Origin of the sequence: Rhodococcus sp. UYP9 (assembly GCF_040547235.1) — a bacterium.
In the GTDB taxonomy this organism is placed as follows: Bacteria; Actinomycetota; Actinomycetes; order Mycobacteriales; family Mycobacteriaceae; genus Rhodococcoides.
On sequence record NZ_JBEPPH010000003.1, the window covers coordinates 172,143 to 195,778 of the forward strand.

General features: G+C 62.8%; 19 protein-coding genes and 1 riboswitch. Of the genes, 4 read left to right on the plus strand and 15 right to left on the minus strand.

Translation table 11 applies throughout. The features are described 5' to 3' along the window. Nucleotides 1-81: 81 nt before the first annotated feature. Nucleotides 82-1,428 (plus strand): magnesium transporter, encoded by a 1,347-nt coding sequence (gene mgtE, locus ABIB36_RS10525; protein ID WP_354559546.1) that lies wholly within the window; start codon nt 82-84, stop codon nt 1,426-1,428. A 20-nt stretch (nt 1,429-1,448) separates the two neighbouring features. Here mgtE and ABIB36_RS10530 read toward each other — a convergent pair whose 3' ends face one another. The 11 genes from ABIB36_RS10530 to mqo all read right to left on the minus strand — a co-directional run bounded on the left by ABIB36_RS10530 (nt 1,449) and on the right by mqo (nt 15,166). Beyond that, nucleotides 1,449-2,951: an MFS transporter gene (locus tag ABIB36_RS10530; RefSeq protein ID WP_084348631.1), complete on the minus strand. Its 1,503-nt coding sequence runs from the start codon at nt 2,949-2,951 to the stop codon at nt 1,449-1,451. A gap of 11 nt (nt 2,952-2,962) precedes the next feature. After that, nucleotides 2,963-4,180, minus strand: coding sequence for a uroporphyrinogen-III C-methyltransferase (gene cobA, locus ABIB36_RS10535; RefSeq protein ID WP_373270561.1), 1,218 nt, complete (start codon nt 4,178-4,180; stop codon nt 2,963-2,965). An 11-nt stretch (nt 4,181-4,191) separates the two neighbouring features. Next, on the minus strand, nt 4,192-5,874 hold the full coding sequence (locus ABIB36_RS10540) for an ABC-F family ATP-binding cassette domain-containing protein (RefSeq protein WP_084348629.1): 1,683 nt from the start codon (nt 5,872-5,874) through the stop codon (nt 4,192-4,194). Between the two features lie 16 nt (nt 5,875-5,890). Beyond that, on the minus strand, nt 5,891-7,558 hold the full coding sequence (locus tag ABIB36_RS10545) for a DUF7800 domain-containing protein (RefSeq protein WP_084348628.1): 1,668 nt from the start codon (nt 7,556-7,558) through the stop codon (nt 5,891-5,893). Between the two features lie 80 nt (nt 7,559-7,638). After that, nucleotides 7,639-8,505, minus strand: coding sequence for an LLM class F420-dependent oxidoreductase (locus ABIB36_RS10550; protein WP_084348627.1), 867 nt, complete (start codon nt 8,503-8,505; stop codon nt 7,639-7,641). A gap of 39 nt (nt 8,506-8,544) precedes the next feature. Then, nucleotides 8,545-8,946, minus strand: a complete 402-nt coding sequence (locus ABIB36_RS10555; RefSeq protein ID WP_354559543.1) for a cobalamin biosynthesis protein — start codon at nt 8,944-8,946, stop codon at nt 8,545-8,547. Further along, nucleotides 8,939-10,345 (minus strand): cobyrinic acid a,c-diamide synthase CobB, encoded by a 1,407-nt coding sequence (locus ABIB36_RS10560; RefSeq protein WP_179142407.1) that lies wholly within the window; start codon nt 10,343-10,345, stop codon nt 8,939-8,941. Before ABIB36_RS10560 ends, ABIB36_RS10555 begins: the two co-directional genes overlap by 8 nt. After that, the gene (cobO, locus tag ABIB36_RS10565) at nt 10,339-10,959 is read right to left on the minus strand and encodes a cob(I)yrinic acid a,c-diamide adenosyltransferase (protein ID WP_084348624.1); all 621 of its coding nucleotides are present in this window, start codon (nt 10,957-10,959) and stop codon (nt 10,339-10,341) included. The genes ABIB36_RS10560 and cobO overlap by 7 nt, the downstream gene beginning before the upstream one ends. Nucleotides 10,960-10,970: 11 nt before the next feature. After that, complete coding sequence (locus ABIB36_RS10570; RefSeq protein ID WP_354559541.1) at nt 10,971-12,920, minus strand: magnesium chelatase subunit D family protein; 1,950 nt, start codon at nt 12,918-12,920, stop codon at nt 10,971-10,973. A 77-nt stretch (nt 12,921-12,997) separates the two neighbouring features. Next, nucleotides 12,998-13,100: riboswitch (adenosylcobalamin-variant (AdoCbl-variant) riboswitch) on the minus strand. Between the two features lie 13 nt (nt 13,101-13,113). Next, on the minus strand, nt 13,114-13,617 hold the full coding sequence (locus ABIB36_RS10575; protein WP_179142406.1) for a GNAT family N-acetyltransferase: 504 nt from the start codon (nt 13,615-13,617) through the stop codon (nt 13,114-13,116). Between the two features lie 13 nt (nt 13,618-13,630). Next, entirely contained in the window at nt 13,631-15,166 is a 1,536-nt protein-coding gene (gene mqo, locus ABIB36_RS10580) for a malate dehydrogenase (quinone) (protein ID WP_084348622.1), read from the minus strand. A 162-nt stretch (nt 15,167-15,328) separates the two neighbouring features. Between mqo and ABIB36_RS10585 the strand changes: the two genes are divergently transcribed. Together ABIB36_RS10585 and mtr are read left to right on the plus strand one after the other, a co-directional pair. After that, complete coding sequence (locus ABIB36_RS10585) at nt 15,329-16,369, plus strand: alpha/beta hydrolase (RefSeq protein WP_084348621.1); 1,041 nt, start codon at nt 15,329-15,331, stop codon at nt 16,367-16,369. Continuing rightward, nucleotides 16,366-17,763 (plus strand): mycothione reductase, encoded by a 1,398-nt coding sequence (mtr, locus tag ABIB36_RS10590; protein ID WP_354559538.1) that lies wholly within the window; start codon nt 16,366-16,368, stop codon nt 17,761-17,763. Before ABIB36_RS10585 ends, mtr begins: the two co-directional genes overlap by 4 nt. A gap of 18 nt (nt 17,764-17,781) precedes the next feature. Here mtr and ABIB36_RS10595 read toward each other — a convergent pair whose 3' ends face one another. The 3 genes from ABIB36_RS10595 to map are packed head-to-tail and all read right to left on the minus strand — an operon-like array spanning nt 17,782 to nt 20,811. Continuing rightward, nucleotides 17,782-18,348: an alpha/beta fold hydrolase gene (locus tag ABIB36_RS10595; protein WP_354559537.1), complete on the minus strand. Its 567-nt coding sequence runs from the start codon at nt 18,346-18,348 to the stop codon at nt 17,782-17,784. Between the two features lie 40 nt (nt 18,349-18,388). Next, a complete protein-coding gene (locus tag ABIB36_RS10600; RefSeq protein WP_354559535.1) occupies nt 18,389-19,921 on the minus strand; it encodes a cobyric acid synthase in 1,533 nt (510 codons plus the stop codon). A 14-nt stretch (nt 19,922-19,935) separates the two neighbouring features. Beyond that, on the minus strand, nt 19,936-20,811 hold the full coding sequence (gene map / locus ABIB36_RS10605; RefSeq protein WP_084348618.1) for a type I methionyl aminopeptidase: 876 nt from the start codon (nt 20,809-20,811) through the stop codon (nt 19,936-19,938). Nucleotides 20,812-20,952: 141 nt separating this feature from the next. On the opposite strand from map, the gene ABIB36_RS10610 reads away from it, so the two are divergent. After that, on the plus strand, nt 20,953-21,822 hold the full coding sequence (locus ABIB36_RS10610) for a LuxR C-terminal-related transcriptional regulator (RefSeq protein WP_354559533.1): 870 nt from the start codon (nt 20,953-20,955) through the stop codon (nt 21,820-21,822). Here ABIB36_RS10610 and ABIB36_RS10615 read toward each other — a convergent pair. Next, nucleotides 21,819-23,630, minus strand: a complete 1,812-nt coding sequence (locus ABIB36_RS10615) for a penicillin-binding transpeptidase domain-containing protein (RefSeq protein ID WP_084348616.1) — start codon at nt 23,628-23,630, stop codon at nt 21,819-21,821. The two genes, ABIB36_RS10610 and ABIB36_RS10615, sit on opposite strands and share 4 nt — an antisense overlap. Nucleotides 23,631-23,636 lie beyond the last annotated feature (6 nt).

Sequence of the window (23,636 nt, forward strand, 5' to 3'; positions counted from 1 at the left end):
GTCTCGTGGAAAAACCGGTTGTGCCGAGCAGCGTGTACCGCCTCGGCTCGGTTGGCAGGTTCCGGCAGGCAGAATGGCCTGGTGCTCTCGAACTTCGACCATACGATCAACCGCGCATCCGAACTGCTTCGACACAAGGATCTTGCCGGGATGTCCGCACTGGTGTCGGGGTTGTCGCCTTCGGATGCCACACGAATACTCGAACGAGCAGATCCAGCCGAACGAGCAGTGCTGTATCGATTGCTTCCGAAGGATCTGGCGCTCGACGTATTCGACCGATTCGATGCCTCGGTTCGCGGAGAGCTCTTCGGCGGTCTACGCGAAAACGATGTGATCACCCTGTTCGAGGAACTCGGCCCCGAGAACCGAGTCGAACTGGTCGACGAACTGCCATCCAATGTCGCACGAAGACTCATGCAAGGGTTGTCTGCCGGCGAACGAGACTTGACCGCACCCATGCTCGGGTACGCGAAGGGCTCAACCGGCAGGCGGATGAGTCCGGAATACATCCGCGTTCACGCAACGACCACCGCTGGTGAAGCGCTGGCGCAGGTTCGAGAAACCGGATCCGAAGCCGAGTCGGTGTATCTGCTACCGATCACCGACGGGAGTCGACGTCTCATCGGTGTCGTCACCCTGGCCGATATTGCCACCGCCGATCCGGCAGATCGAGTCCAGGATCTCGCGTCGGCGCAGCCCGTGGTCACTGCCGATGCGCCCGCGGAGGACGCCGCGCGCATGTGCCTGGAGTATCGGAGCCCGGCTGTCGTCGTGGTCGATTCCGAAAATCGACTGATCGGGATTCTCACCATCGAGCAGGCAGCTCGCGTCATCGAAGAGGCAGAGGACGAGGATGCCGCGAGGGCAGGCGGATCCGAACCACTCCGCAGGCCGTATCTCGGTACGCCGGTCATGTCGATCGTGCGATCTCGCATTGTCTGGCTGTTGGTTCTCGCACTGTCGGCAATCCTGACCGTACAAGTACTCGAGGTGTTCGAGGATGCGCTGGCCGCGGTGGTGACCTTGGCCTTGTTCATTCCGCTGTTGACGGGTACCGGCGGCAACACCGGGGCGCAGGCGGCAACGACGGTGACACGCTCACTGGCCGTCGGCGATGTGCGCCCACGTGACATTGCCGCAGTGCTGTTTCGGGAGGTACGCGTGGGCGCCACGATGGGAGGAATGCTCGGGTTGCTCGGATTCACCATCGCGGGGCTGGTCTACGACTGGAATCTGGGGTTCGTCATCGGGTCGACCCTGTTTGCGATCTGCACACTTGCTGCGACCGTCGGCGGTGCGATGCCGCTGCTCGCGAAGAAGATCGGCGTCGATCCAGCGGTCTTCTCGACGCCGTTCATTTCGACGTTCTGCGACTCCACCGGACTCGTCATCTACTTTCTCATCGCCAAGAGCGTTCTCGGCGTCTGACCGTGGACCGCCTTTGACCGCTACGTTGCGAGCACGTCTTCCTGCGCAGCCTGGGCCTGAGCGACCTGCTGCGGGGTGAACTTGATGAAGAACGCGGCGAGTCCGGCGACCACTGCAGCGACTGCGCAGCAGAACAGGGCGAACATGTAGCCGGAGCTCAGTGCAGTGAGTTGGTTCTCGTTCATCAGAGTTGCGGGGCCGGTGGTTCCACCGAGTGAGATCGTTCGCGAGGTGGCCAAAGCACCCACCACTGCCAGCGCAACGGGACCACCCAAGGTCTGAGCCACCAGAGCGATTGCTGTCAGTGGGCCGATCTCGGTTGCTCGGACGCCGGCGATGGCACACAGCGGCAGCGGTATCGACGCCATACCGACGCCGAAGCCGATCCCGATGACCGGGAAGAAGATGCCAGGGAAGTACGACGAGTCCGCGTTCATCGTCGCGACCGAGAACAACAACCAACCCACCATGATGGCGCTGCCGGACATGACCAACCATCGCGGCTGTATTCGAACTACGAGCTTCGAGGTGATGAACGCTGCAGCACCCAAGCCGAATGCGAACGGAACGAACGCCAGACCCGCATTGAGTGGGCTGTAGCCGAGGATGTCCTGGACGAACAGCGCAACGAACGCGGCGAGGCAGAACATCACTCCGCCTGCGAAGAAGATCGCGACGAACGTGGCCACGCGGTTCTTGTTCGCGAACAGAGAAAACGGCAACAGCGGATTTTCGGCCCTTCGCTCGACAGCAAGGAACAGTCCGAGCAGTATCAGGCCGCCGAGCAGCGAGCCGATGACGAGCGGGCTCGACCACCCCAGTTCGGTTCCCTCGCTCAAGGCGAGCACGACACCTGTACAGCCGAGTGTGCCGAGGATAGCGCCGGGGAAATCGAGGGCAAGCCGTACGCCCGCAGTTTCCTTCAGCGACACCATGGCCAGAATTGCGATGGCGATGCCGATGGGCACGTTGATGAGAAAGATCCAACGCCACGAAACCTGGGTCAAGGCACCGCCGATGATGAGGCCTGCGATGGATCCGACGCCTGTCATCGCCGCATAGATCGCAATTGCCTGATTCCGAACCGGTCCGGGCGCAAAGGTCGTCGCGACCAAGGCGAACGCCGTCGGCGACGCTACCGCCGCTCCAACGCCCTGAAGGGCACGCGCAGCCACCAACGTCGCCTCGTTGATGGCCAACCCACAGAGCAGAGATGCCACGGTGAACAGTACGACGCCACCGAGGAACATCTTTTTTCGTCCGAACGCATCACCGAGCCTTCCACCGAGAAGCATCAGTCCGCCGAAGGCCAATGCGTACGAGGTGAGAACCCAGTTGCGGCCGGCGTCGCTCAAACCCAGATCCGCCTGCAGCGGCGCCAACGCCAGGTTTGCCACCGTCCCGTCGAGAACCACCATCAACTGAAGGCCGCTGAGCACGATGATTGCCAGGCCGAAAGCCCTGGTCGTCACCGGGTACACGATGTCCGTCGTGGGCGCTGCGGGCTGCGATTGGTCAGACACGGAAGTCAACGTTACCGAGGGTCCACGGAGAAACCCGCAACGGTTCCAATTACGACGATTGCCGGTGGGCGAATTCCCTCTTCTTTCACGCGCAGGCCCACCGTGGCGAGATCGGCTCTGACCTCACGCTGAGTACGCATCGTCCCCTCCTGCACCACCAACACCGGCGTCGAGGCGGGCCGTCCACCTTCGATGAGCACCGCGGCAAATTTGTCGATGCGTTCGACCGCCATCAGGAGCACGATGGTGCCCTTCAAGCGTGCGAGCGCGCCCCAATCGACCAGTGAGTCGGGATGTTCCGGGGCGAGGTGGCCGCTCACGACCACGAATTCGTGGGTGACGCCTCGGTGCGTCACTGGAACTCCTGCCGCCGACGGCACCGAAATCGCACTCGTGATGCCGGGGACCACCGTCACCGGTATCCCGGCCTCGGCGAGAGCCTCGAGTTCTTCGTATCCACGACCGAACACGTACGGGTCGCCGCCCTTGAGGCGGACGACGAACTTGCCGGCCCTGGCTCCGTCGATCAATGCTTGATTGATCGCCTCCTGTGCCATTGCGCGGCCGTACGGAATCTTCGACGCATCGATGACTTCGACGTGTGGGCCTAGTTCGGCGAGCAGCTCCGGTGGCGCCAGACGATCGGCGACGACGACGTCGGCGTACGCCAGGAGTCGGCGGCCGCGGACGGTGATCAGATCCGGATCTCCCGGGCCGCCGCCGACGAGGGCCACCCCGCTCAGCGGGGCGTGCGCCGAATCGGTGATGAGGCCCGACTGGAGAGCTTCGAGAACAGCATTGCGCACCGCTGCCGAGCGCCGGTGCTCACCGCCCGCCAAAACGCCGAGAGTGAGTCCGTCGTAGTCCGCAGATGCTGGGGTGACCGCAGTTCCGTCACGAGCGATGTCGGCGCGAACGCAGAAAATTCTCGACTTCTCGGCCTCGGCCACGATCGCGGCATTCGTCTCGGCCTCGTCGGTGCAGGCAATGGCGTACCAGGCATCGTCGATGTCACCGGCGGCGAAGTCACGCAGCTCCATCGTCACCTGACCAGCAGTTGCCATCGCTTCGACGGCCGGAGTCGCAACCCGGGTGATGACGTGCACTTCGGCGCCGGAAGAGATCAACAGGGGCAGTCGCCGCTGCGCGACGGTCCCGCCGCCGACCACAACGACGCGTTTGCCTGACAGATTCAGGCCGACGAGGTAAGGAGAATCAGTCGCATCCACGAGTGCAAACGCTACCGCGCCCGCGCGACTCGGGTTTCGTCCCATACTGGCTCGTTGGATTCGTAGACGTTGCCGTCGGATCCGAAGACCAAGAACCGCTCGAAGCTGCGGGCGAACCAACGGTCGTGGGTGACCGCGATGACGGTCCCCTCGAATGCCGCGATGGCGTCTTGGAGGGAGTCCGCCGACATCAGGTCGAGGTTGTCGGTGGGCTCGTCGAGAAGCAAGAGCGTCGCACCGGACAACTCGAGCAGCAGAATCTGAACGCGCGCTTGTTGGCCACCAGACAGGTTGTCGTAGAGCTGTTCGGCAGCGCGGGCGAGTCCGTAGCGATCGAGTGCCCGACTCGCCGCCTCGCGGCCCATGCCGTCACGGTGCTCGTTGCCCAGGTGCAGGATGTCGAGCAAGGTGTTGCCGTTCAGGTCGGGCCGGGTGTGGGTCTGAGCGAACAACCCGGGGCGCACGCGAGCTCCCAGTACTGCTGTGCCGGTGTGCGGGACTGGATCGAGGACGAGTTCGGTGACCGGCTCGTGCTCCCGTTCGGGATCGGTGCCGCCCGCGGCCAGTAACCGGAGGAAGTGTGACTTGCCCGATCCGTTGGACCCGAGGACCGCGACTCGGTCACCGAACCAGACTTCGGCGTCGAACGGTTTCATGAGCGAGGTCAGCTCCAGATCGGTACATACCAGCGCGCGTTTCGCCGTTCGGCCGCCGTGCAGTCGTACTGTGACCTTCTGCTTGACCGGCACTGCCTCCGGTGGTCCGACGTCTTCGAACCGCGCAAGCCGCGTCTGTGCAGCGTGATAGCGAGCAGCAATGCCGTCGTTGAACTTCGCCTTCTCCCGAAGCCGCAGGACGAGCGCACGGAGTTTGACGCGCTCTTCGTCCCAACGACGACGAAGCTCGTCGAGTCGGGCATTTCGATCCTCGCGAGCGTCGTAATACGTCTCGAACCCGGCACCGTGCACCCACGAGGTCGCGCCGTTGATTCCCGGCTCGAGCGTAATGATTCGGGTCGCGGCGTTGGCGATGAGCTCACGATCGTGGCTGATGAAGAGGACCGACTTGTCGGACTCGCGAATCGTCTTCTCCAGCCACCTTTTGCCCGGTACGTCCAGATAGTTGTCCGGTTCGTCGAGCAGCAGCAGCTGATCCGGTCCCCCGAACAGGGCTTCCAGAACGAGGCGCTTCTGTTCGCCGCCACTGAGAGTCGAAGCCGCACGCCACTTCGCCCGGTCGAACGACATCCCGAGCGCAGCCATTGTCGCTTTGTCCCAGAACGGCTCCAGGTCGTACCCGCCGACGTCACCCCAATCCGACAGCGCGTTCGCGTATTTGAGTTGAGTCTTCTCGTTGTCGACGTCGATCATCGCGTTCTCGGCATCATCGAGTGCTTTCGCTGCGGCACGTACCCCCGGCTGTGAAACGGACAACAGTAGGTCCTGCACAGTCGAGTCGTCGCGCAACTGCCCGACGAACTGGCGCATCACTCCGAGCGATCCCGAGCTGGCGACGTTTCCGTCATCTGGTGCGAGGTCGCCGGCCACGATCCGTGTCAGCGTGGTTTTTCCGGTGCCGTTCGGACCGATGAGAGCGGCCTTCGCGCCGTCTCCGACTCGAAACCCGACCCCGCTGAGCAGTTGTCTGCCGTCGGGAAGAAAGTAGTCGATGTCGGTGAGTTCGAGGTGAGCCACGGAGACAAATTCTATGTCACGGCGCCAATACGATCTTTGCAGTCGTCGTCAGGATCTGCTTTCGGGCCGAATCGAGCTGCGCATGCTCGACGCGGAGCCGCGCTGAGTCTCCTTCCGTGGTGAGCAACATGACGCCGTTGTCGAACCATGGGCCTGCCTCGGCTTCCCAGTGGACGTCGTCCGGCCCCACGTGGGCAGCGCGGGCGAGTTTCTCCATCAGGGTTGCAACTGGCCGTTTGATTGCCAACCGGTTGACCGCCCGAATCGGCAGATTCAACGGGTTCCGAAACGGCGACATCGTGAGTTGGTAGGTGGCCGGGATTCCCTTTCCCCCGACACCGAAGTCTGCATTCGCTACATAGGAGCAGTGCACGTCACCCGACAACCACAGGATGCTGGCCGGTGGATTTTTCGACCTGGACAGCTCGCGCGTCAGAGTTGCCATATCCGAGAACGACTTTCCGAATGCTGCCCAGTGTTCGAGATCGAGCGCGATACGCAGTTTCTCTGCCACGCGGGCCGCCTTCTTGCCCCAACTCCCCTGCGCTACAGCCTCGTTCCATTGTTCCAGGTGATGCAACGCGGGCAACATCAAGAACGGCAGGGAAGATCCGAAGAGGAGGTGTTTGGGTGAGCCCTCCAGAGCGCGCTCTCGGACCCAGGCCCATTCCGCGTCGTCCACCATTGCCCGATCGTTCGGGTCGAGATTGCGCGAACAACGAGAATCGATCATGAGCAGTCGAGTGTCACCGAAGTCGCGATAGAAGCTCCACCTTCCAGCCGCCGGATCCCGATCGACCAATAATGAGAAGTCCGCAAGAAGGCGTTCACGCGCCGTGTCGTCGGCGGCTGTGCGGACCGCCTCGTACAACTCGTCGCGAGCGAGCTCTTCGGGTGAAAGATTACCCAGATGCTGATAAACCCAGTACGAGGAGAAGGCGCCGACCACGCGATCGTTCCACCACGGCCGGGTCTCTATGTCCTTTCGCCAGGACGCGGACGAGTTCCAGTCGTCGCGCAGATCGTGGTCGTCGAGAATCATGCACGACGGGACGCTGGCCAACAACGTGCGCACCGGCTCGGCACCCCACGATTCGTGGTAGAGCCAGGAGTACTCCTCGAAGTCGCAGATCTCGTTCTCGGCGTCGGTACCCCGTGCACTGCCGGGCCCTTGCCCGCCTTCCCGTCGCGCGTGGAGTCTTTCCAAGATTTCGGGTGACGGGTCGTCTGCGTACACCTGGTCACCGAGTAACAGCAGCGCTTGCGGCCATTCCGACGGATCTTGGGTGGACATTCGATTGCCCAGACCGGCAAGTGCGTCGGCACCGATTCGTCGGAGTGAGTCTTCACCGTAGTTGTCACCTCGCCGGCATGATCCGAATGCGAAGGTCACGGGGCCGACAGGATCTCCGGTGTGAACAGCCGAGGTCGCGCCAGGTTCGGGCCAGATCCTCGTGTCGTCGAATGTCACGTCGTAGGTGATCGCGGTGTTCGCCGGCAGACCCGTCAGTGCGACCAATGCGTAGTGGTGTCCGTGCAGGCCCCAGGTGTGCGCTTCTCCCACCACGCCGACGGCGGTACGCACAGCCACCGTTCCGGGCACATCGAATTCGAACCAGAACGTCGCCGAGTCGACGCCGACGTAACGGACGAGTGGGCCGAGTACGAGCGAAGAGGACTTCATTGTGCCTACAGTGCCTGTACTCGGACGCAGACGCCACCGTTGCCGGTCATCACGGGCGTCTCAGCTGCTCACGGGGCTTCTCAACTGCCGGCGAACGACAATCGACCGGTCAACTTCACAGCGAGACGCTCGAGATATGCGAGGACCTCGGGTTCGGATCTGTCGGGCATTCCGTAGACCACTTCACTCACGCCCATTTCTTCCCATCTCGCCAGCTTCTCTGCATCGGGCTTGAAGTCGAGCACGACGATGTGTGGCGCACCGTCCCTACCGCCGTCGCGCCACAACTGCTGGAGTCGAACGACCCGCGACTCGATGTCCTGCTCGCCCGGTGTGGTGATCCAACCGTCCGCCGATCGAACTATCCAGGCAAAATTTTTGTCTGTACCCGCAGCACCGACGAGCGTCGGGATATGGCGTCCCGCAGCAGGTTTCGGCCACGCCCAGCTGGGACCGAACTCGACGAACTCACCCGAGAACTCCGCCTGTTCCTGTGACCACAGTGCACGCATCGCCTCCAGGTATTCACGGAGCATGGTCCGTCTCCTGGCCGGAGGTACTCCATGATCGACCAATTCGTCGACGTTCCAACCGAACCCGACTCCCAAAACCACACGACCATTACTGAGGTGGTCGAGTGAGGCAATGGTTTTGGCGAGCGTAATCGGATCGTGCTCCACCGGTATCGCGACTGCGGTGCCCAATGCGATTCGTTTCGTCACCGCGGACGCTGCGGCCAGCGCCACCCACGGATCGAGAGTTCGGGAGTATCGATCGTCCGGTAACGAAGAATCACCCGTCTGCGGATGAGCCGCTTCACGCTTGACGGGGATGTGCGTGTGCTCCGGTACGTAGAACGAGTCGAATCCCAATCGCTCGCCCGCTGCTGCCGCTGCCGCAGGCGTTATTCCACGATCGGAGGTGAACAGAACGAGACCGAAGCGCATGCAACATTAGAACGTGTTGCAGTCGGGCGCGCAAGGCTTCTATTCCGCGGGCACCGGTGCTATCGCCACCGCAATGGTCACCGGACCCACCTTCGTCTTGCCCAGAATCAGCGTGCCTCCGCCGCTCCCCAATACTGCTGCGGCCTCTGCCACGCTCGGAGTCCCGACGGCGTCGTCGACCAGTAAGGACGGGGCCGGCACGACGACGCAGGCCAATTGGGCAGCCGTCCACTTGCTCAGCGGCACTGAAAGCGAACGAGCAAAAGACTCCACCGCGGAATGCTTTCGATCCAGGGTCGCAACTGCGACCACGGTCCAGTGCGGCCTGGCGACCGAAGCGAACCCGGCCGCGATCTCGGAGTCCGTCGCAGCCGCCGTCGCGCCCACTCCTACGACGATCGATTCAGCGTGGTCAGGTTCAGCGCGGTCAGGTTCAGACATCGACAGGCGCGAACCGGTCACACGCCTCGACGAATTTCAGAACCGACCGAGGGCTGCCTGCCGCGTGCGTATGCAAGTACGAAGCATGGACACGGCCGTGGACGAACCCCTCCCGGACGATGCGTTTGCCGGCAGCTGCGCTCGGGTTCTGCCAACCCCATGCCGGTGCGAGTTCGGCGGCGAAGTCGACGAGCGCAGTGCGGTGAAACTCGTGGCCCGTCACCCGAGTCCCCGCCTCGAACAACACCGAATCACCCAGTGCGACCGCATCGCGATAGCCGAGTGTCAGCTTCGATCCGAATTGCGCTTCCGCGTCGATGACACCGGCCATCGCGTGGCCGTCGAGGGATCGCGCCAGGTACAGCAGACCGGCGCATTCTGCGTGGATCGGCAATCCGGCTGCCGAGGCCCTGCGGATATCTGACAGCAGAGGCTCATTCGACGCCAACTGCTCGGCATGTTCCTCCGGAAACCCGCCCGGCAGAACGACACCCGCCGTGCGCTCGGGCAATCCGTCGGTGAGGGGATCGAACACCACCACCTCAGCGCCCGCAGCGCGCAGCAGTTCCACATGCTCGGCGTAACCGAATGTGAAGGCGGGACCCCCGGCCACGGCGACGACTGCCCCCGCGCCGCTCGGCTCACCCACTTCGTCGTTCGGGTTCCAGGCGGTACCGGTGACCGACGACCTCGCCAGCGCTCGGACGGCCGCAAGGTCGACGTGACGTGTCACCAGTTCGGCCATTGCGTCCACTGCCGCGCCGGCTCGGCTCCCGTGTTCGAGTGCCGTGATCAGTCCCAGGTGCCGCGAGGGGACCGCCAGTTCCGACATCCGCGGTAACGACCCGAGAACGGGGACACCGACACGCTCACAGGCCTGACGCAGAACCTCTTCGTGCCTCGGGCTACCGACCCGATTCAATATGACGCCACCGATCCGCACCGACGGGTCGAACGTCGAGAACCCGTGCAGTACAGCGGCAAGACTCTGACTGTGGCCGCGAGCGTCGACGACGAGAACGACCGGTGCGCCGAGCATCGCGGCCACCGCTGCCGTCGATCCCTCCGCGGAGGCCTGTCCGGCCCCCGTCATGTCGATCTTGCCGTCGAAGAGCCCCATGACTCCCTCGACGATCGCGATGTCGCATCCGGCACTGCCATGTAGGAAGAGCGGGCCTATGCGCTCTCGCCCCACCATCACTGCATCGAGGTTGCGGCCCGGCAACCCCGTTGCGAGAGAGTGGTATCCAGGATCGATATAGTCCGGTCCCACCTTGAACGGCGCTACCCGGTCCCCCATGGCGCGGAGAGCAGCCATCATCCCGGTGGCTACCGTCGTTTTTCCGCTCCCCGATGCGGGCGCAGCGATGACGACGGCGGGAGCGGGACGGCTCACCATTCGATACCGCGCTGACCCTTTCGGCCCGCATCCATCGGATGTTTGACCTTGGTCATTTCGGTGACGAGATCGGCGGCATCTATCAGCGCCTGCGGTGCGTCACGTCCGGTGACGACGACGTGTTGATTACCCGGCCGGTTCACGAGCACCTCGACCACCTCGTCGATATTCACCCACCCCCACTTGAGTGGGTAGGTGAATTCGTCCAACACGTAGAAGCGGTGCGTCTCCTCGCTCAATCTTCGAGAGATTTCGGCCCAGCCTTCAGCAGCTGCGGCGGCGTGGTCGACGTCCGAACCCTTCTTGCGCGTCCAGGACCACCCCTCGCCCATCTTGTGCCACTCGACGGCCCCGCCGGTGCCCTGAGTCTCGTGCAGTTCGCCGAGTAGTTTGAATGTCGATTCCTCGCCGACCTTCCATTTCGCACTCTTCACGAACTGGAACACTCCGACGTCGAATCCTTGATTCCACGCCCGCAGTGCCATCCCGAAGGCCGCCGTAGACTTGCCCTTGCCCGGCCCGGTGTGCACTGCGAGAAGTGCTTGATTGCGGCGCTGACGCGTAGTCAGGCCGTCGTCGGGAACGGTTCCCGCAAGTGGTACTCCCTGTGGCATTGCTCGTCCTCTCAGGCCGCTGCGCGAACGACGGCGGCCACATGCTCTGCCGAAAGGTCGGCAAGCCGCACGTAGCCACCCTGTAGATGCCGGGCGAAATCGGCGGCCAGTCCGAGACGGACCATGCCCGATTCGCAGTCCACGACAACCGACGCAGTCCCGTCGGCTGCCAGACGCGACGCAGCGATACGTGCGCGCCCGACCGGATCGACACCGCCCGTCGCTCGCCCATCGGTCATCGCGACGACGAGCGCACGGCGCAGCGGATCTCTGACCTTCTCTCGAAGGACGACCTCACGTGCCCGCAGGAAGCCCTGTGCCAGTGGCGATTTCCCACCGGTCTTCATTCTGCGCAAGCGGGTGACAGCGACGTCGACGCTCGACGTCGGCGGGAGAACCAACTCGGCCTCGCGCCCTCGAACAGTGATGACCGCAACCTTGTCGCGCCGTTGGTATGCATCGCGCAGTAGCGACAGCACTGCTCCCGTCACGGCGGACAACCGATCACGTGCAGCCATCGATCCGGATGCGTCGACAACGAACACGATGAGGTTGCCTTCGCGACCTTCACGAATCGCCCCGCGTAGGTCCGCGGGCTCGAGTCGGAACTTTCCGGATGTTCGTCCGCGCGCGACTTGATCCTCGGCCGCGGCGAACAATGTCCCGATGAGGTGAAGTCCCTTGCCGCGCTCGGTGGTCGGGCGCACCACCCGCCCCTGCGCAGCACGCGACCGGGAGCGACGGCCGGGCGCTCCCTCGCCGACACCGGGAACTTCCATCAACCGCGCGCGAAACTGCGATCCGGGAGCTGCTGCATCACGGTCACGAGATCCGTTGCCGGACGGTGGATCCGACTGGTCCGGTCTGGGTGCACCACCGCCGTCGTCATCCGGATCAGGTCCTGAATCCGTAGGTTCGGGATCGGTAGGTTCGGGATCGGTCGGTTCGGGATCGGTCGGTTCGTCGGACTTCTGGCCGGATTCCGGCTTCGCGGAGTCGGCCTGTTCTGCGGCCTCGCGCATGGCATCGTCGAGTGCACTCTCGTCGATCCCCGGCTCGTCGAACGGGTCACGCCTGCGGCGATGCGGCAATGCCAATTCCGCAGCGACCCGCACGTCGGACTCCTCGACCTTCGGCGAGCCTCGCCATGCCGCGTGCGCCGAAGCGGTCCTTGCGACTACGAGGTCCGCTCGCATCCCGTCGACGTCGAACGACGCACACAATGCCGCAATTCGACGAAGTTCGGTGTCGTCGAGTTCCACTTGATCCAATACGAGTCGAGCCGCGACGATATGTGCGGCGATGTCCGCGTCCTCGTCGGCATAGCGTGCAGCAAACGTAAAGGGGTCGCGCTCGTAGTTCAGACGCCTTCGCACGACGTCCATTCGGATGTCCACGTCGCGAGAGGCAGTGACCTCCACGGCGAGCCCGAAGCGATCCAACAGCTGTGGTCTAAGCTCGCCCTCTTCGGGATTCATCGTTCCCACGAGGACGAACTGCGCGGGATGCGAATGTGAAACCCCGTCGCGTTCGATGTGGACACGCCCCATCGCAGCGGCGTCGAGCAGAACATCGACCAGGTGATCATGCAGAAGGTTCACCTCGTCCACGTACAGCACTCCCCGATGGGCTGCGGCCAACAATCCCGGCTGGAATGCACGTTCGCCGTCTCGCAGCACCTTCTCGAGATCGAGCGAACCGACCACGCGGTCCTCGGTCGCGCCGACCGGAAGCTCTACCAACCGGGCTGGTCGGCTCTCGCCATCGTCCTCGATGTTCGGAAGCAGCGTCGCGAGTGCGCGTACGACAGTGGACTTCGCCGTCCCCTTCTCACCGCGGACGAGGACACCACCGATTCCTGGGTGCACCGCACACAGGATCAATGACAATCGAAGCTGGTCTTGGCCGACTATCGCGCTGAACGGATAACCGGGTTCTGAAGATCCAACGGCCTGCTGCACTTTCGATCCCCTTCATTCCTCGGTTTCCGCGCCGAGGACTTTCGATGCCCACCGAAGAAGTGGACAAAGTAATTTCGATGCTGTGCGGTGATCTGGCTTACGAGGCTGCCGACAATCGGCCTACTCGTACACAGTGGCGGGACCGCGCCTGAATCACACAGGACTTCCCCGCATCAGCTCCGTTGATCGAACCCTACCGTCGTTCGACCTTACTGCCGCCCGACGCCTCTCCCCACGGGGTTCCGCCGCCCCGACGCATGGGCGTGTGCGGAATCCCGTCTTCGAGAACTTCCTCACCATCGGGAAGAAAGCCGTGTTTCGCGTACATGTCCACCAGGTAGCTCTGTGCGTTGATACGACAAGGAGAGGACCCGACCTCGGCAAGGGCAGCACGCAAGATACGCGTGGTGTGCCCCTGCCCCCGCGCCGAGCGCTGCGTGCACAGACGGCCGATGCGGAAGGCCTTCTCGCCGTTGTCGTGCTCCTCGAGCAGACGCAGCGTGCACACCACTTCGCCGTCACGTTCGAGCCAGAAGTGCCTCGTCTCGGTGAGCAGATCTCGACCGTCGAGTTCGGGGTAGGCACACGCCTGCTCGACGACGAAAACCTCGACACGCAGCTTCAGCAGGTCGTACAGGGTCTTGTTGGACAGGTCCAATGCCCAGGAGCGCTTGAGGGCAGCAGCTTGCGTTGTCATAGGCCTGTTGCTATCACACGCCGGTGTGCTGTGCGAGTTGGGACGACTCGTCCAGCTCGAGCGCACGCGAGGTCCAGTCGAATATTTCGCGGAACAGCGAACGATCCTCTGCCAATTTGACCCCGAGCGAAGGCACCATTTCCTTGAGCTTGGGCTGCCACGCCTCGTAGCGGTCGCCGAAGCAACGCTGCAACACATCGAGCATCGCCGGTACCGCGGTGGAAGCACCCGGCGACGCACCGAGCAGGCCCGCGATCGTTCCGTCTGCAGCGTTGATCACCGCAGTGCCGAATTCGAGAACTCCGCCGCGGCCCTTCTTTCGAATCACCTGGACTCGCTGCCCGGCGGTGACGATCTCCCAGTCCTTGTCGAGAACCTTGGGTGCGAATTCACGAAGCGTGTCCACGCGATCGGCCTGCGACTGCGACAGTTCGCTCAGCAGGTACTTCACGAGTCCGAGCTCGGTGACGCCCACGCCGAGCATCGACATCAGGTTCCCCGGCTTGACCGACGAAGGAAGATCGGTCAACTTTCCTTCCTTGAGGAACTTCGGCGACCATCCTGCGTACGGACCGAAGAGCAAACCGGGCTTCCCGCCGATGACACGTGTGTCGAGGTGGGGCACCGACATCGGGGGCGCACCTACCGACGCCTTGCCATACACCTTGGCCGAGTGCTGATCGATGAGCTCGGGGTTGGTGCAGCGCAGCCATTCACCGCTGACCGGGAACCCTCCGAAGCCCTTGATCTCGCTGATGCCCGATTTCTGGAGCAGATGCAAAGCACCGCCACCCGCGCCGACGAACACGAACTTGGCGTTGACCGTCTTCTTGGAACCGGTGCGAAGGTTTGCCACCTTGACGTCCCACGTTCCGTCCGACTGCTTCGAGATGTTGCGCACGTCGTTTCCGAAGTGCACGGTGGCGCCGGCGCCGGAGAGGTAGTTCAGAAGTTGGCGGGTGAGCGCGCCGAAGTCGACGTCCGTTCCGTTGTCGCTCCAGTTGAGGGCGACGGGATCGGAGAAGTCGCGGCCCGCACCCATGAGGGGAAGTCGACGCGTGAACTCGTCCGGACTGTCGATGTACTCCATACCTTCGAACAGCGGATTCGAAGCCAGGGCGTCGTATCGAGCCTTCAGGTACTTGGTGTTGTCCTTACCATGCACGAAGCTCACGTGCGGGATCGGATTGATGAAGTTCTTCGCGTCGCTCAGAATGCCCGTTTCCAGGCTGTGCGCCCAGAACTGACGGGAAACCTGGAACTGCTCGTTGACGTTGAGCGCCTTGGCGATGTCGACGGAACCGTCTTTGTTCTGCGGCGTGTAATTGAGCTCACACAGCGCGGAATGGCCGGTGCCGGCGTTGTTCCATGCGTCACTGCTTTCGGCGGCAGCGGCGTCGAGACGCTCGTACACATCGATCGACCAATCGGGCTCCAACTGTCGAAGCAGTGCCCCGAGAGTTGCGCTCATGATTCCGGCGCCGACGAGGACCACATCGGTTTTCACTCGCTTGACCTGCTCTTGATTGGAGCGCTGTTCATTTGACACTGGAGATTCGACTTCCTTGTTCGTGAGTACTCGCGTGAGGAAACTCTGCTCAGGTGGCGGCTACATTACCCGGCCGTAGATACCCGACTCGAAGCGCTTTCAAGCTCTTCTTCGATTGTGCTCTCGAAGTGCACTTTGCACCTGCTACTACAGTTGTGATCTGTGACTACCTGGGTACCCGATGTCCTCGGCGACGGCTACGAGCAGACGACCATTCCCCTCGGCGCAGATCCGGATGGTGAAGGCCAGGTCGAGGCGACTCTCGTTCGGTACCAACCGGCAGATACACCGTCTTTCGACCGGGCGGTGATCTACGTTCACGGCTTCACCGACTACTTCTTCCAACAGCATCTGGCAGAACATTTCGCAGCCAAAGGCTATGCGTTCTACGCGCTGGACCTGCGTAAGTGCGGAAGGTCTCTGCGTGAAGGCCAGACACCGCACTTCGTGACCGATCTGGCGTTCTACGACGACGAGTTGAACGAAGCGCTCTCGCTGGTTCGCCGGGAGCCGAGCGGTAAGTCGGTGTTGCTCCTCGCTCATTCCACGGGCGGGCTGATTCTTCCGCTGTGGCTCGATCGCCTCAACCGTCAGGACGGCGGCACTACCGGACTCGGCATCGACGGTGTCATCCTGAACAGTCCTTGGTTCGACCTGCAGGGCCCCGCAGCGGTTCGTAGCGTCGGCACCACCGCGATCGGCGTCATCGGCAAGGTCAAGGCCAAGACGGCGTTGCCAGGGATGGGTCTGGACACCTATGGTCTCTCGCTTGCTGCGTCCGAGCACGGCGAGTGGGACTACAACCTCGACTGGAAGCCGCTGTCCGGCTTCCCCATCACCTTCGGTTGGATCCGCGCGATCCGACATGGACATGCAAAGCTGCATCGAGGTCTCGACATCGGTATTCCTTCGCTGATTCTGCGGTCCAAAGTGACGCACTTCTCCCGTAAGTACAGTTCCGCGATCGACGCTGCCGATGCGGTGCTCGATGTTCGTCAAATCGCGCGCTGGGCAGGCTGCCTGGGCGATCGTACGACGATCGTTCCCATCGAGGGCGCCCGCCACGACGTCTTTCTCTCACAGGACGTACCGCGGGCACGGGCATTCGACGAGGTCGACGAGTGGCTCGAGTGGTTACATCGAAGTGAGCACATCGAACGAGATTCCGGCCGAAACCACAACGAACTAGGGACCATTTCGTGAGCAGTCAAACAAGCGGTCGTCATTTCGACATCGCGATCATCGGATCAGGTTCGGGCAACTCCATCGCGAACGAGCAGTTCTCGGACAAGACGGTGGCAATTTTCGAAGAGCATTCACCGTTCGGGGGCACCTGTCTCAACGTCGGTTGCATTCCCACGAAGATGTTCGTCTACGCCGCCGAGGTCGCGAGGACGATCCGCGAATCGTCGCGCTACGGAATCGACTCCTCGATCGAGCGAGTCCGCTGGTGCGATATCGTGAGCCGAGTATTCGGCCGTATCGATCCCATCTCAGCGGGCGGCAAGCACTACCGCGAGAGCGGCAGCCCCAACGTCACCCTGTTTTCGAGCCACGCGTCGTTCGTCGGTCCCCGGACCATCGACACCGGCGCCGGTGAGGTGATCACCGCTGACCAGGTCGTCATCGCAGCCGGATCCAGACCGGTGATTCCTCGACAGATACTCGACAGCGGTGTGCCGTTTCATACCAACGACGACCTCATGAGATTGCCCGAACTGCCCGAACATCTCGTCATCCTTGGATCCGGCTACATAGCAGCAGAGTTTGCGCATGTATTCGGCGCGCTCGGATCGAAGGTATCGATCGTCGCACGCAAGAGCACGCTGCTCCGCGGTCTCGACAGTGACATTTCGGCTCGCTTCACCGAACTTGCACAGAAAAACTGGGACGTCCACCTCGAGTGCGGGGAGGCGAACGCGATCTCCGAAGGCACCAGCGTCGGTCTCGAACTCGGTGACGGTACCCGGATCCTCGGTGACGCACTCCTCGTCGCTGTCGGACGCCGGCCCAACGGTGATCGCCTCTGCGCCGACAAGGCCGGAGTCGAACTCGACGCGGAAGGTCGCATTCGAGTAGACGAATACGGTCGTACGAGCGCCGAGGGAGTCTTTGCACTCGGTGATGTGTCGTCGCCGTTCCAACTCAAGCACGTGGCCAACCACGAAGCGCGAGTAGTGCAGCACAACTTGTCGAACAATGCTTGGCAGGATACGACGAATCTGTGGAAGTACGATCACCGCTTCGTGCCGGCGGCCGTGTTCACCCACCCCCAGATCGCCGAGGTCGGACTCACCGAGGCACAGGCCCGCAGCGCAGGCCTCGACATCACGGTCAAGATCCAGAACTACGGCGACGTCGCGTACGGCTGGGCAATGGAGGACCAAGACGGCTTCTGCAAAATCATTGCGGAAAAGAAGACCGGTCGCATCTTGGGAGCCCACGTCATCGGCGCTCAGGCACCGACGGTCATACAACCGCTCATCCAGGCCATGAGCTTCGGAACCTCCGCCCTCGACATGGCCCGCGGGCAGTACTGGATTCACCCCGGCCTGCCCGAAGTGGTCGAGAACGCACTGCTCGGTCTCGACGTGTAACTGCGAGAGTGCTCCGCATCACCAAGGGTTGGTGCGGAGCGCGATCTCGGTAGCAAGTTCGGCTGTTGCATCGCTCGGGATGTTGTCCACGCCGTCGAGTTGAACGACCCGGAAGTCCGAATAGACCAGCCGCCCGCTACCGTCCGCACTCGCTCGTTTCAGCGAACTGCCGATCACGATCGTGGTCGGCAGTTCGACGGGCGAGCAGTCAGAAGCGAGGATGACCCCATCCTGATCTGCGACGGCCGGATGACCGCGGTCGCATGCGACAAGGCTCGCGAATCGACCGAACGTTCGGGCTGCCAGTGTCCATGCCAGCTCAGCGCCTTCGCGATTGCCGACGAGGTGCACCCAGGGCAACGACAGTTCGTCGAGGATTGCCACCATGGAATCGCCGTCGAGTCCTCGCACATCCTCCACTGCAACGGTTTTCAGGTCCGAATTGTGCAACCGCTCGGATACGCCGTCGAATACGTCGGGGCTATCCCCCAGACCCGGAAGCAACAGCACGACATGTCTGGATTCCGGTCCGGCGATACGCACCGTGCGAGTCCCGCCGCCCGTCGATACCTGCTTGTACTCCATGGGATATCACGCTACTGCACTCCTCGTAGGGCTCGACCCGCTACTGCGCGTCGACGCCGCCTTCGATCACTGCCAGCACGGCGTCGACGTCGACGTTGTTCTCGACCAGATCCGCCAACAGGTCGAGTTGCTCCTCACGCAACCCGACCACCGAGGTGTCCGGTGCTACGACAAAATCATTGCGTCCAGCACGAGCGGCTGCCCATCGGAGGAATTCTCTACGGAAACAATCGGATTCGAGTACACCGTGCCAATGCGTACCCATCACTGCCTCCCGCACACTCCCCTCCGGCCGGCCGTCACGATATCGAAACAGTGGCGTATCGCCGCTGTGCACGACGCGTCCGTGATGAATCTCGTAACCCGTGACATCACCGACGCCGAAAAACGGTGATTCCCCGCCCACGCCCGCAAGAACCTTGTCGGCCTCGAACTCGATATCGAGATCGAGCAATCCAAGTCCCGAAGCCCGAACATCCGCGGATTCGATTCCGTCCGTGATCGTTCGACCGAGCATCTGATACCCACCGCAAATTCCGAGAACCGGGCGCCGAGCCTCCACCCGGTCCTGGATGGCTTCGGCCAGACCAGTTTTCCGCAACCAATGCAAATCCGACAGTGTCGCTTTGCTGCCGGGAACGATGACCAGATCGGCGTCGGTCAATCGAGACGGCTCGGTCACCCAATTGACCGAAACCCCCGGCTCACACGCGAGGGCCTCGACATCGGTCGTGTTGGAGATTCGAGGCAACCGCACCGCAGCGACACGCAACCACTGCGACCCCGCAGGCGGACGTGGCCTGCCCACCGGAGCGTCCGCGACGACACCGAGCGAATCCTCGGCATCCATCCATAGATCGTCGGCGTACGGAACCACCCCATACGTGGGCCTACCCGTCAAAGCTTCGAGCTGGACGAGTCCAGGAGCCAGCAACGACGGATCGCCGCGAAACTTGTTGATCACGAAGCCTGCAATCAACGCCTGATCAGCCTCATCGAGTATCGCCACCGTGCCGTAGAGGTGGGCCAACACTCCCCCACGGTCGATATCCCCCACCACGATGACCGGAAGCCTTGCAGCCGTGGCCAACCCCATATTCGCAAGATCCGTCTCACGCAGATTGATCTCCGCCGGTGATCCAGCCCCCTCACAGATCACGAAATCGAAATCCCTGCGAAGCGAATCCAACTCGGCGGCGACGACAGCACGAAGCGACTGACGATGCTCGACGTAACTCGACGCCGACACATTCGCGACAGCTCGACCCCGAACCACCAACTGCGACGTCCGATCACTCCCCGGCTTCAGCAACACCGGATTGAAACGCACACTCGGCTCCAGACCACAGGCCCGCGCCTGAAACGCCTGCGCCCGCCCGATCTCACCACCATCGAGCGTCACCACCGAATTGTTCGACATGTTCTGGGCCTTGAACGGTGCAACCGACATACCTCTGCGTGCCAACAAACGACACAGACCGGCCACCAGAACACTCTTACCCGCATCCGACGTCGTCCCAGCCACCAACAACGCGCCCCCGCGCCCCGAACCACTCACGGCCCGTCGGTTCATTCCGCAGGCTCCACTCACGGCAACGTGAGGATCTCACTACCGGTCTCGGTGACCACCAGGGTGTGCTCGAACTGCGCAGTCCACTTCCGGTCGTGGGTGACCACCGTCCAGCCGTCGTCCCACATCTCGGCGTTGATTCCTCCGAGATTGATCATCGGCTCGATGGTGAAGGTCATCCCGGGCTCGATGATCGTCTCGACCGAAGGCTGGTCGTAGTGCAGAACGACGAGACCGCTGTGAAACGTGGTGCCGATGCCGTGGCCGGTGAAGTCCTCCACGACGCCGTATCCGAAACGATGCGCGTACGACTCGATGACTCGGCCGATCACATTGAGCGCCCGACCCGGCTTGACTGCCTTGATGGCCCGCATCGTCGCCTCATGAGTGCGCTCCACCAGCAGGCGTGCCTCCTCCGACACGTCGCCAGCGAGGAAGGTCGCGTTGGTATCGCCGTGCACTCCGTCGATGTATGCCGTGACGTCGATGTTCACGATGTCGCCATCCTGAATCACCGTCGAGTCCGGGATGCCGTGGCAGATGACCTCGTTGAGAGAGGTGCAGCACGACTTGGGAAAACCCTTGTAACCCAACGTCGACGGGTAGGCACCGTGGTCGATCATGTACTCGTGAGCGATCCGGTCGAGTTCGTCGGTCGTGACCCCGGGCGCAACCGCCTTGCCCGCCTCCTGCAGTGCTCGCGCAGCGATCTTGCTGGCGACACGCATCTTTTCGATGACCTCGGGCGTCTGAACCCAAGGCTCGTTTCCCTCGTTCGCCGTCGGCTTCCAGGCGTACTCGGGGCGTTCGATCGAATTCGGCACGGGCAGTGTGGGCGACACGACGCCTGGCACGAGTGGCTGACGGGGCTTGCTCTCGGCTGTCACAGACATGGCTCCAGCGTATGCGCTGTGCATCGGTGTATGCGTAGTCGGTCCCCGGACCGACCGCGCATGTACCGACGTCGATGCGCCATCTATGATTCAGATCACTGAAGTTCGGAAAATGAACTGACGTTTGCGAAAGAGGTGACCATGCCGACCACCGACGTGTTGCGCCCGCGAGACGGTGATGCGCTTCGCGCGGAACTGCGGCAGATCGTGGCATCGTCCGGAGTGCCGGTTGTCTTCGGCGGTGAAGTATCCGCCGGCAACACCTTGTACCTGAGCGAATTCCACGGCACCCGCACAAAGGGACTGGACGGACTGTTGATCCCGAGTAGATCCGGCCTCGGCGGCCGCGTCCTCGACCAGCAACAACCTGCGGCGGTCAGCGACTACGGAAGCTCGCTATACATCACGCACGACTACGACCGACCCGTTCTCGGCGAGGGCCTGCGCTCGATCCTCGCTGTTCCGGTCGTCGTCGCAGGCGCCTCACGCGCGGTGATGTACGCGGCTGTCCGCGAGCGCGGCCCCATCGGCGACCGAATTGCCGAGATGATGGTGAAGGCGTCTCGACGGCTGAGTCACGAGATCGCCATTCGAGACGAGGTGGACATGCGCCTCAGATTGCTCGATTCCAGCACCGGCACCGAAGCCGGTTTCGCCGGGCACGCGGCGGCCACCGCGGAATTGCGCGACATCTACGCCGAACTGAGGACACTCGCGAGTACGACGTCCGATGCCTCCACGCGGGCCGAGCTGAGAATGCTGTCGGACCGAATGTCGGCGTCTCTTCTATCGGCGGACCGGCAGCCCGACACCGAGGTCCGACTCTCGGTTCGCGAGATCGACGTCCTGGCTCAGATCGCCCTCGGATGTACCAATGCCGAAGCAGCGCAACGCTTGTCACTCGGTCAGGAGACAGTCAAGTCGTACCTGCGCACCGCCATGAACAAGACGGGCGCCAAGACGAGGCACGAAGCAGTGGTCACCGCGCGGCGTCGCGGGCTACTGCCCTAGTAGTCCAGGGGCAACTGCTCGAACATTTCCCTGGTGACCGCCACCGCGTTGTCGGAGCTTCCGCCGCGAACGACGAGCGTCGCGAATGCCAGATCGCCGCGGTAGCCGACGAACCACGCATGCGAACCGCCCTCGACCTCGGCCTCCCCCGTCTTGCCGTACACCTCGCCCTGATCGGCGATCCGCTCGGCGGTACCGCTGGTGACGACCGAGCGCATCATTCCTCGAAGCCCGTCGACCATCAGCGGCGAGATCGGTGGATGGTCACCCTCGATCCGAGTTTCCCGTCCCACGATCAGATTCGGTTCCGGTGTCGATCCGTGTGCCACGGTGGCAGCCGCAAGCGCCATTCCGAACGTCGAGACCACGACCTTGCCTTGCCCGAATCCGTCCTCGGTCCGCTGGACCAAGTCTTCGGCCGGTGGCACCGACCCGGAATCGGTGGGCAATCCCACGACGTCGTAGTCCGGACCGACCCCGAACTGCGAGGCTGCCACGGTGAGCGCATCCGGTTGCATCTCGCTGGCGAGCTTGGCGAAGGACGTATTGCAGGAGCGAGTGAACGCGGTTCCCATCGATACGTTCCCGAGCGAAAATTCGTTGTAGTTCGGGATGCTGCGTTCACCGATCACGATGCGCCCCGGGCACGGCACCGTCGTGTCCGGCGTCGCGAGTCCCGACGATATGGCTGCGCCGGCCGTGATGATCTTGAAGGTAGACCCGGGCGGGTACAGCCCGGCGGATGCAACAGGACCGTCGCGATCGGCTTCCTTGTTCTGGGCAACTGCAAGAATCGCACCCGTGGACGGCTGAATTACCACCATCATGGCTTGCTCGATCCGCGCGTTCACCGCATTCTGTGCTGCCACCTGAATGTTGCGATCGAGGCTGATGGACACCGAGGGCGCGGGCTGTGAAGCAGTGTCGGTCAGTACATCGACGTCGACCCCGTTCCGGTTCACCGTGACCACGCTCCACCCGGCTTTACCGTCGACCTCGTCGATGACGGTTTTCTTCACCTGAGAGATCAAATCGGGGGCGAACGTCGGATCGGTCGTGAGCAGATCGGACTCGCCGGAGACGGTCACTCCCGGCAGTGCAGCCAGCGACGCCGCGACGGGCTCGTAGTCCTCGGCGCGGAGCAGGGCAACTGGATAGTCACCCTTGGTCGATGTCGCCGACTCGACGATGCTTTGCGCCGAGATATCCGAATCGAACGGCGCGAGAATGGATGCCAGTCCGGTCGCAGACGAGACGATGTTGCCGGATTCTTCAGCGTTCACCTTGACGCGGTGCACCACACCGGGCACCAGGACGTCCGACCCCGACCGCTCGTTGACGCGTGCCCGCGGTGGCGACGTCGAGCGCAATTCCATGGTCTGGGTGTCACCGAGACCAGGGTGAATATCGGTCGACGTCCACCGCACTCCCCAGTTGCCGTCGGCACGGCCCATTTGCAGTTCTCCGTCGTAGGACCAGACTCGGCCCTTGGGAAGGTGCCACTGGTAGGTGTAGCCGACCAGCGCAGTGTCACCATCGACGCGCACCGATGTTGTTCGGGCCTCCATGGATTCCGCTTGCAGGTTCTGCCAGGTATCGGCCAGCGCTGCTGCCGCCGATTCGGGAATATCGGTCTTCGCCGAGGCTGCCTCGATGTCGTTCGAGGCGAAGGCCGAGAGAAATTCCTGAGCTGCAGGTTCGGGACCATCCGGCGCGGGGGTACACCCGACGGCAGTGCCGACGACGAAGACACATACCAGCGCTGCCACCGCGGGTCGTCGAACGCGCCGCATATCCGAGAACCTCATCGCGCT

Coding starts and splice junctions, on each gene's coding strand:
- ABIB36_RS10555 (WP_354559543.1), bottom strand. CDS start 8,946: ATGTCTGAACCTGACCGCGCTGAACCTGACCACGCTGAATCGATCGTC.
- ABIB36_RS10610 (WP_354559533.1), top strand. CDS start 20,953: ATGCCGACCACCGACGTGTTGCGCCCGCGAGACGGTGATGCGCTTCGC.
- ABIB36_RS10600 (WP_354559535.1), bottom strand. CDS start 19,921: ATGAACCGACGGGCCGTGAGTGGTTCGGGGCGCGGGGGCGCGTTGTTG.
- ABIB36_RS10575 (WP_179142406.1), bottom strand. CDS start 13,617: ATGACAACGCAAGCTGCTGCCCTCAAGCGCTCCTGGGCATTGGACCTG.
- ABIB36_RS10545 (WP_084348628.1), bottom strand. CDS start 7,558: ATGAAGTCCTCTTCGCTCGTACTCGGCCCACTCGTCCGTTACGTCGGC.
- cobO (WP_084348624.1), bottom strand. CDS start 10,959: ATGCCACAGGGAGTACCACTTGCGGGAACCGTTCCCGACGACGGCCTG.
- ABIB36_RS10595 (WP_354559537.1), bottom strand. CDS start 18,348: ATGGAGTACAAGCAGGTATCGACGGGCGGCGGGACTCGCACGGTGCGT.
- ABIB36_RS10550 (WP_084348627.1), bottom strand. CDS start 8,505: ATGCGCTTCGGTCTCGTTCTGTTCACCTCCGATCGTGGAATAACGCCT.
- ABIB36_RS10560 (WP_179142407.1), bottom strand. CDS start 10,345: ATGGTGAGCCGTCCCGCTCCCGCCGTCGTCATCGCTGCGCCCGCATCG.
- ABIB36_RS10615 (WP_084348616.1), bottom strand. CDS start 23,630: ATGAGGTTCTCGGATATGCGGCGCGTTCGACGACCCGCGGTGGCAGCG.
- map (WP_084348618.1), bottom strand. CDS start 20,811: ATGTCTGTGACAGCCGAGAGCAAGCCCCGTCAGCCACTCGTGCCAGGC.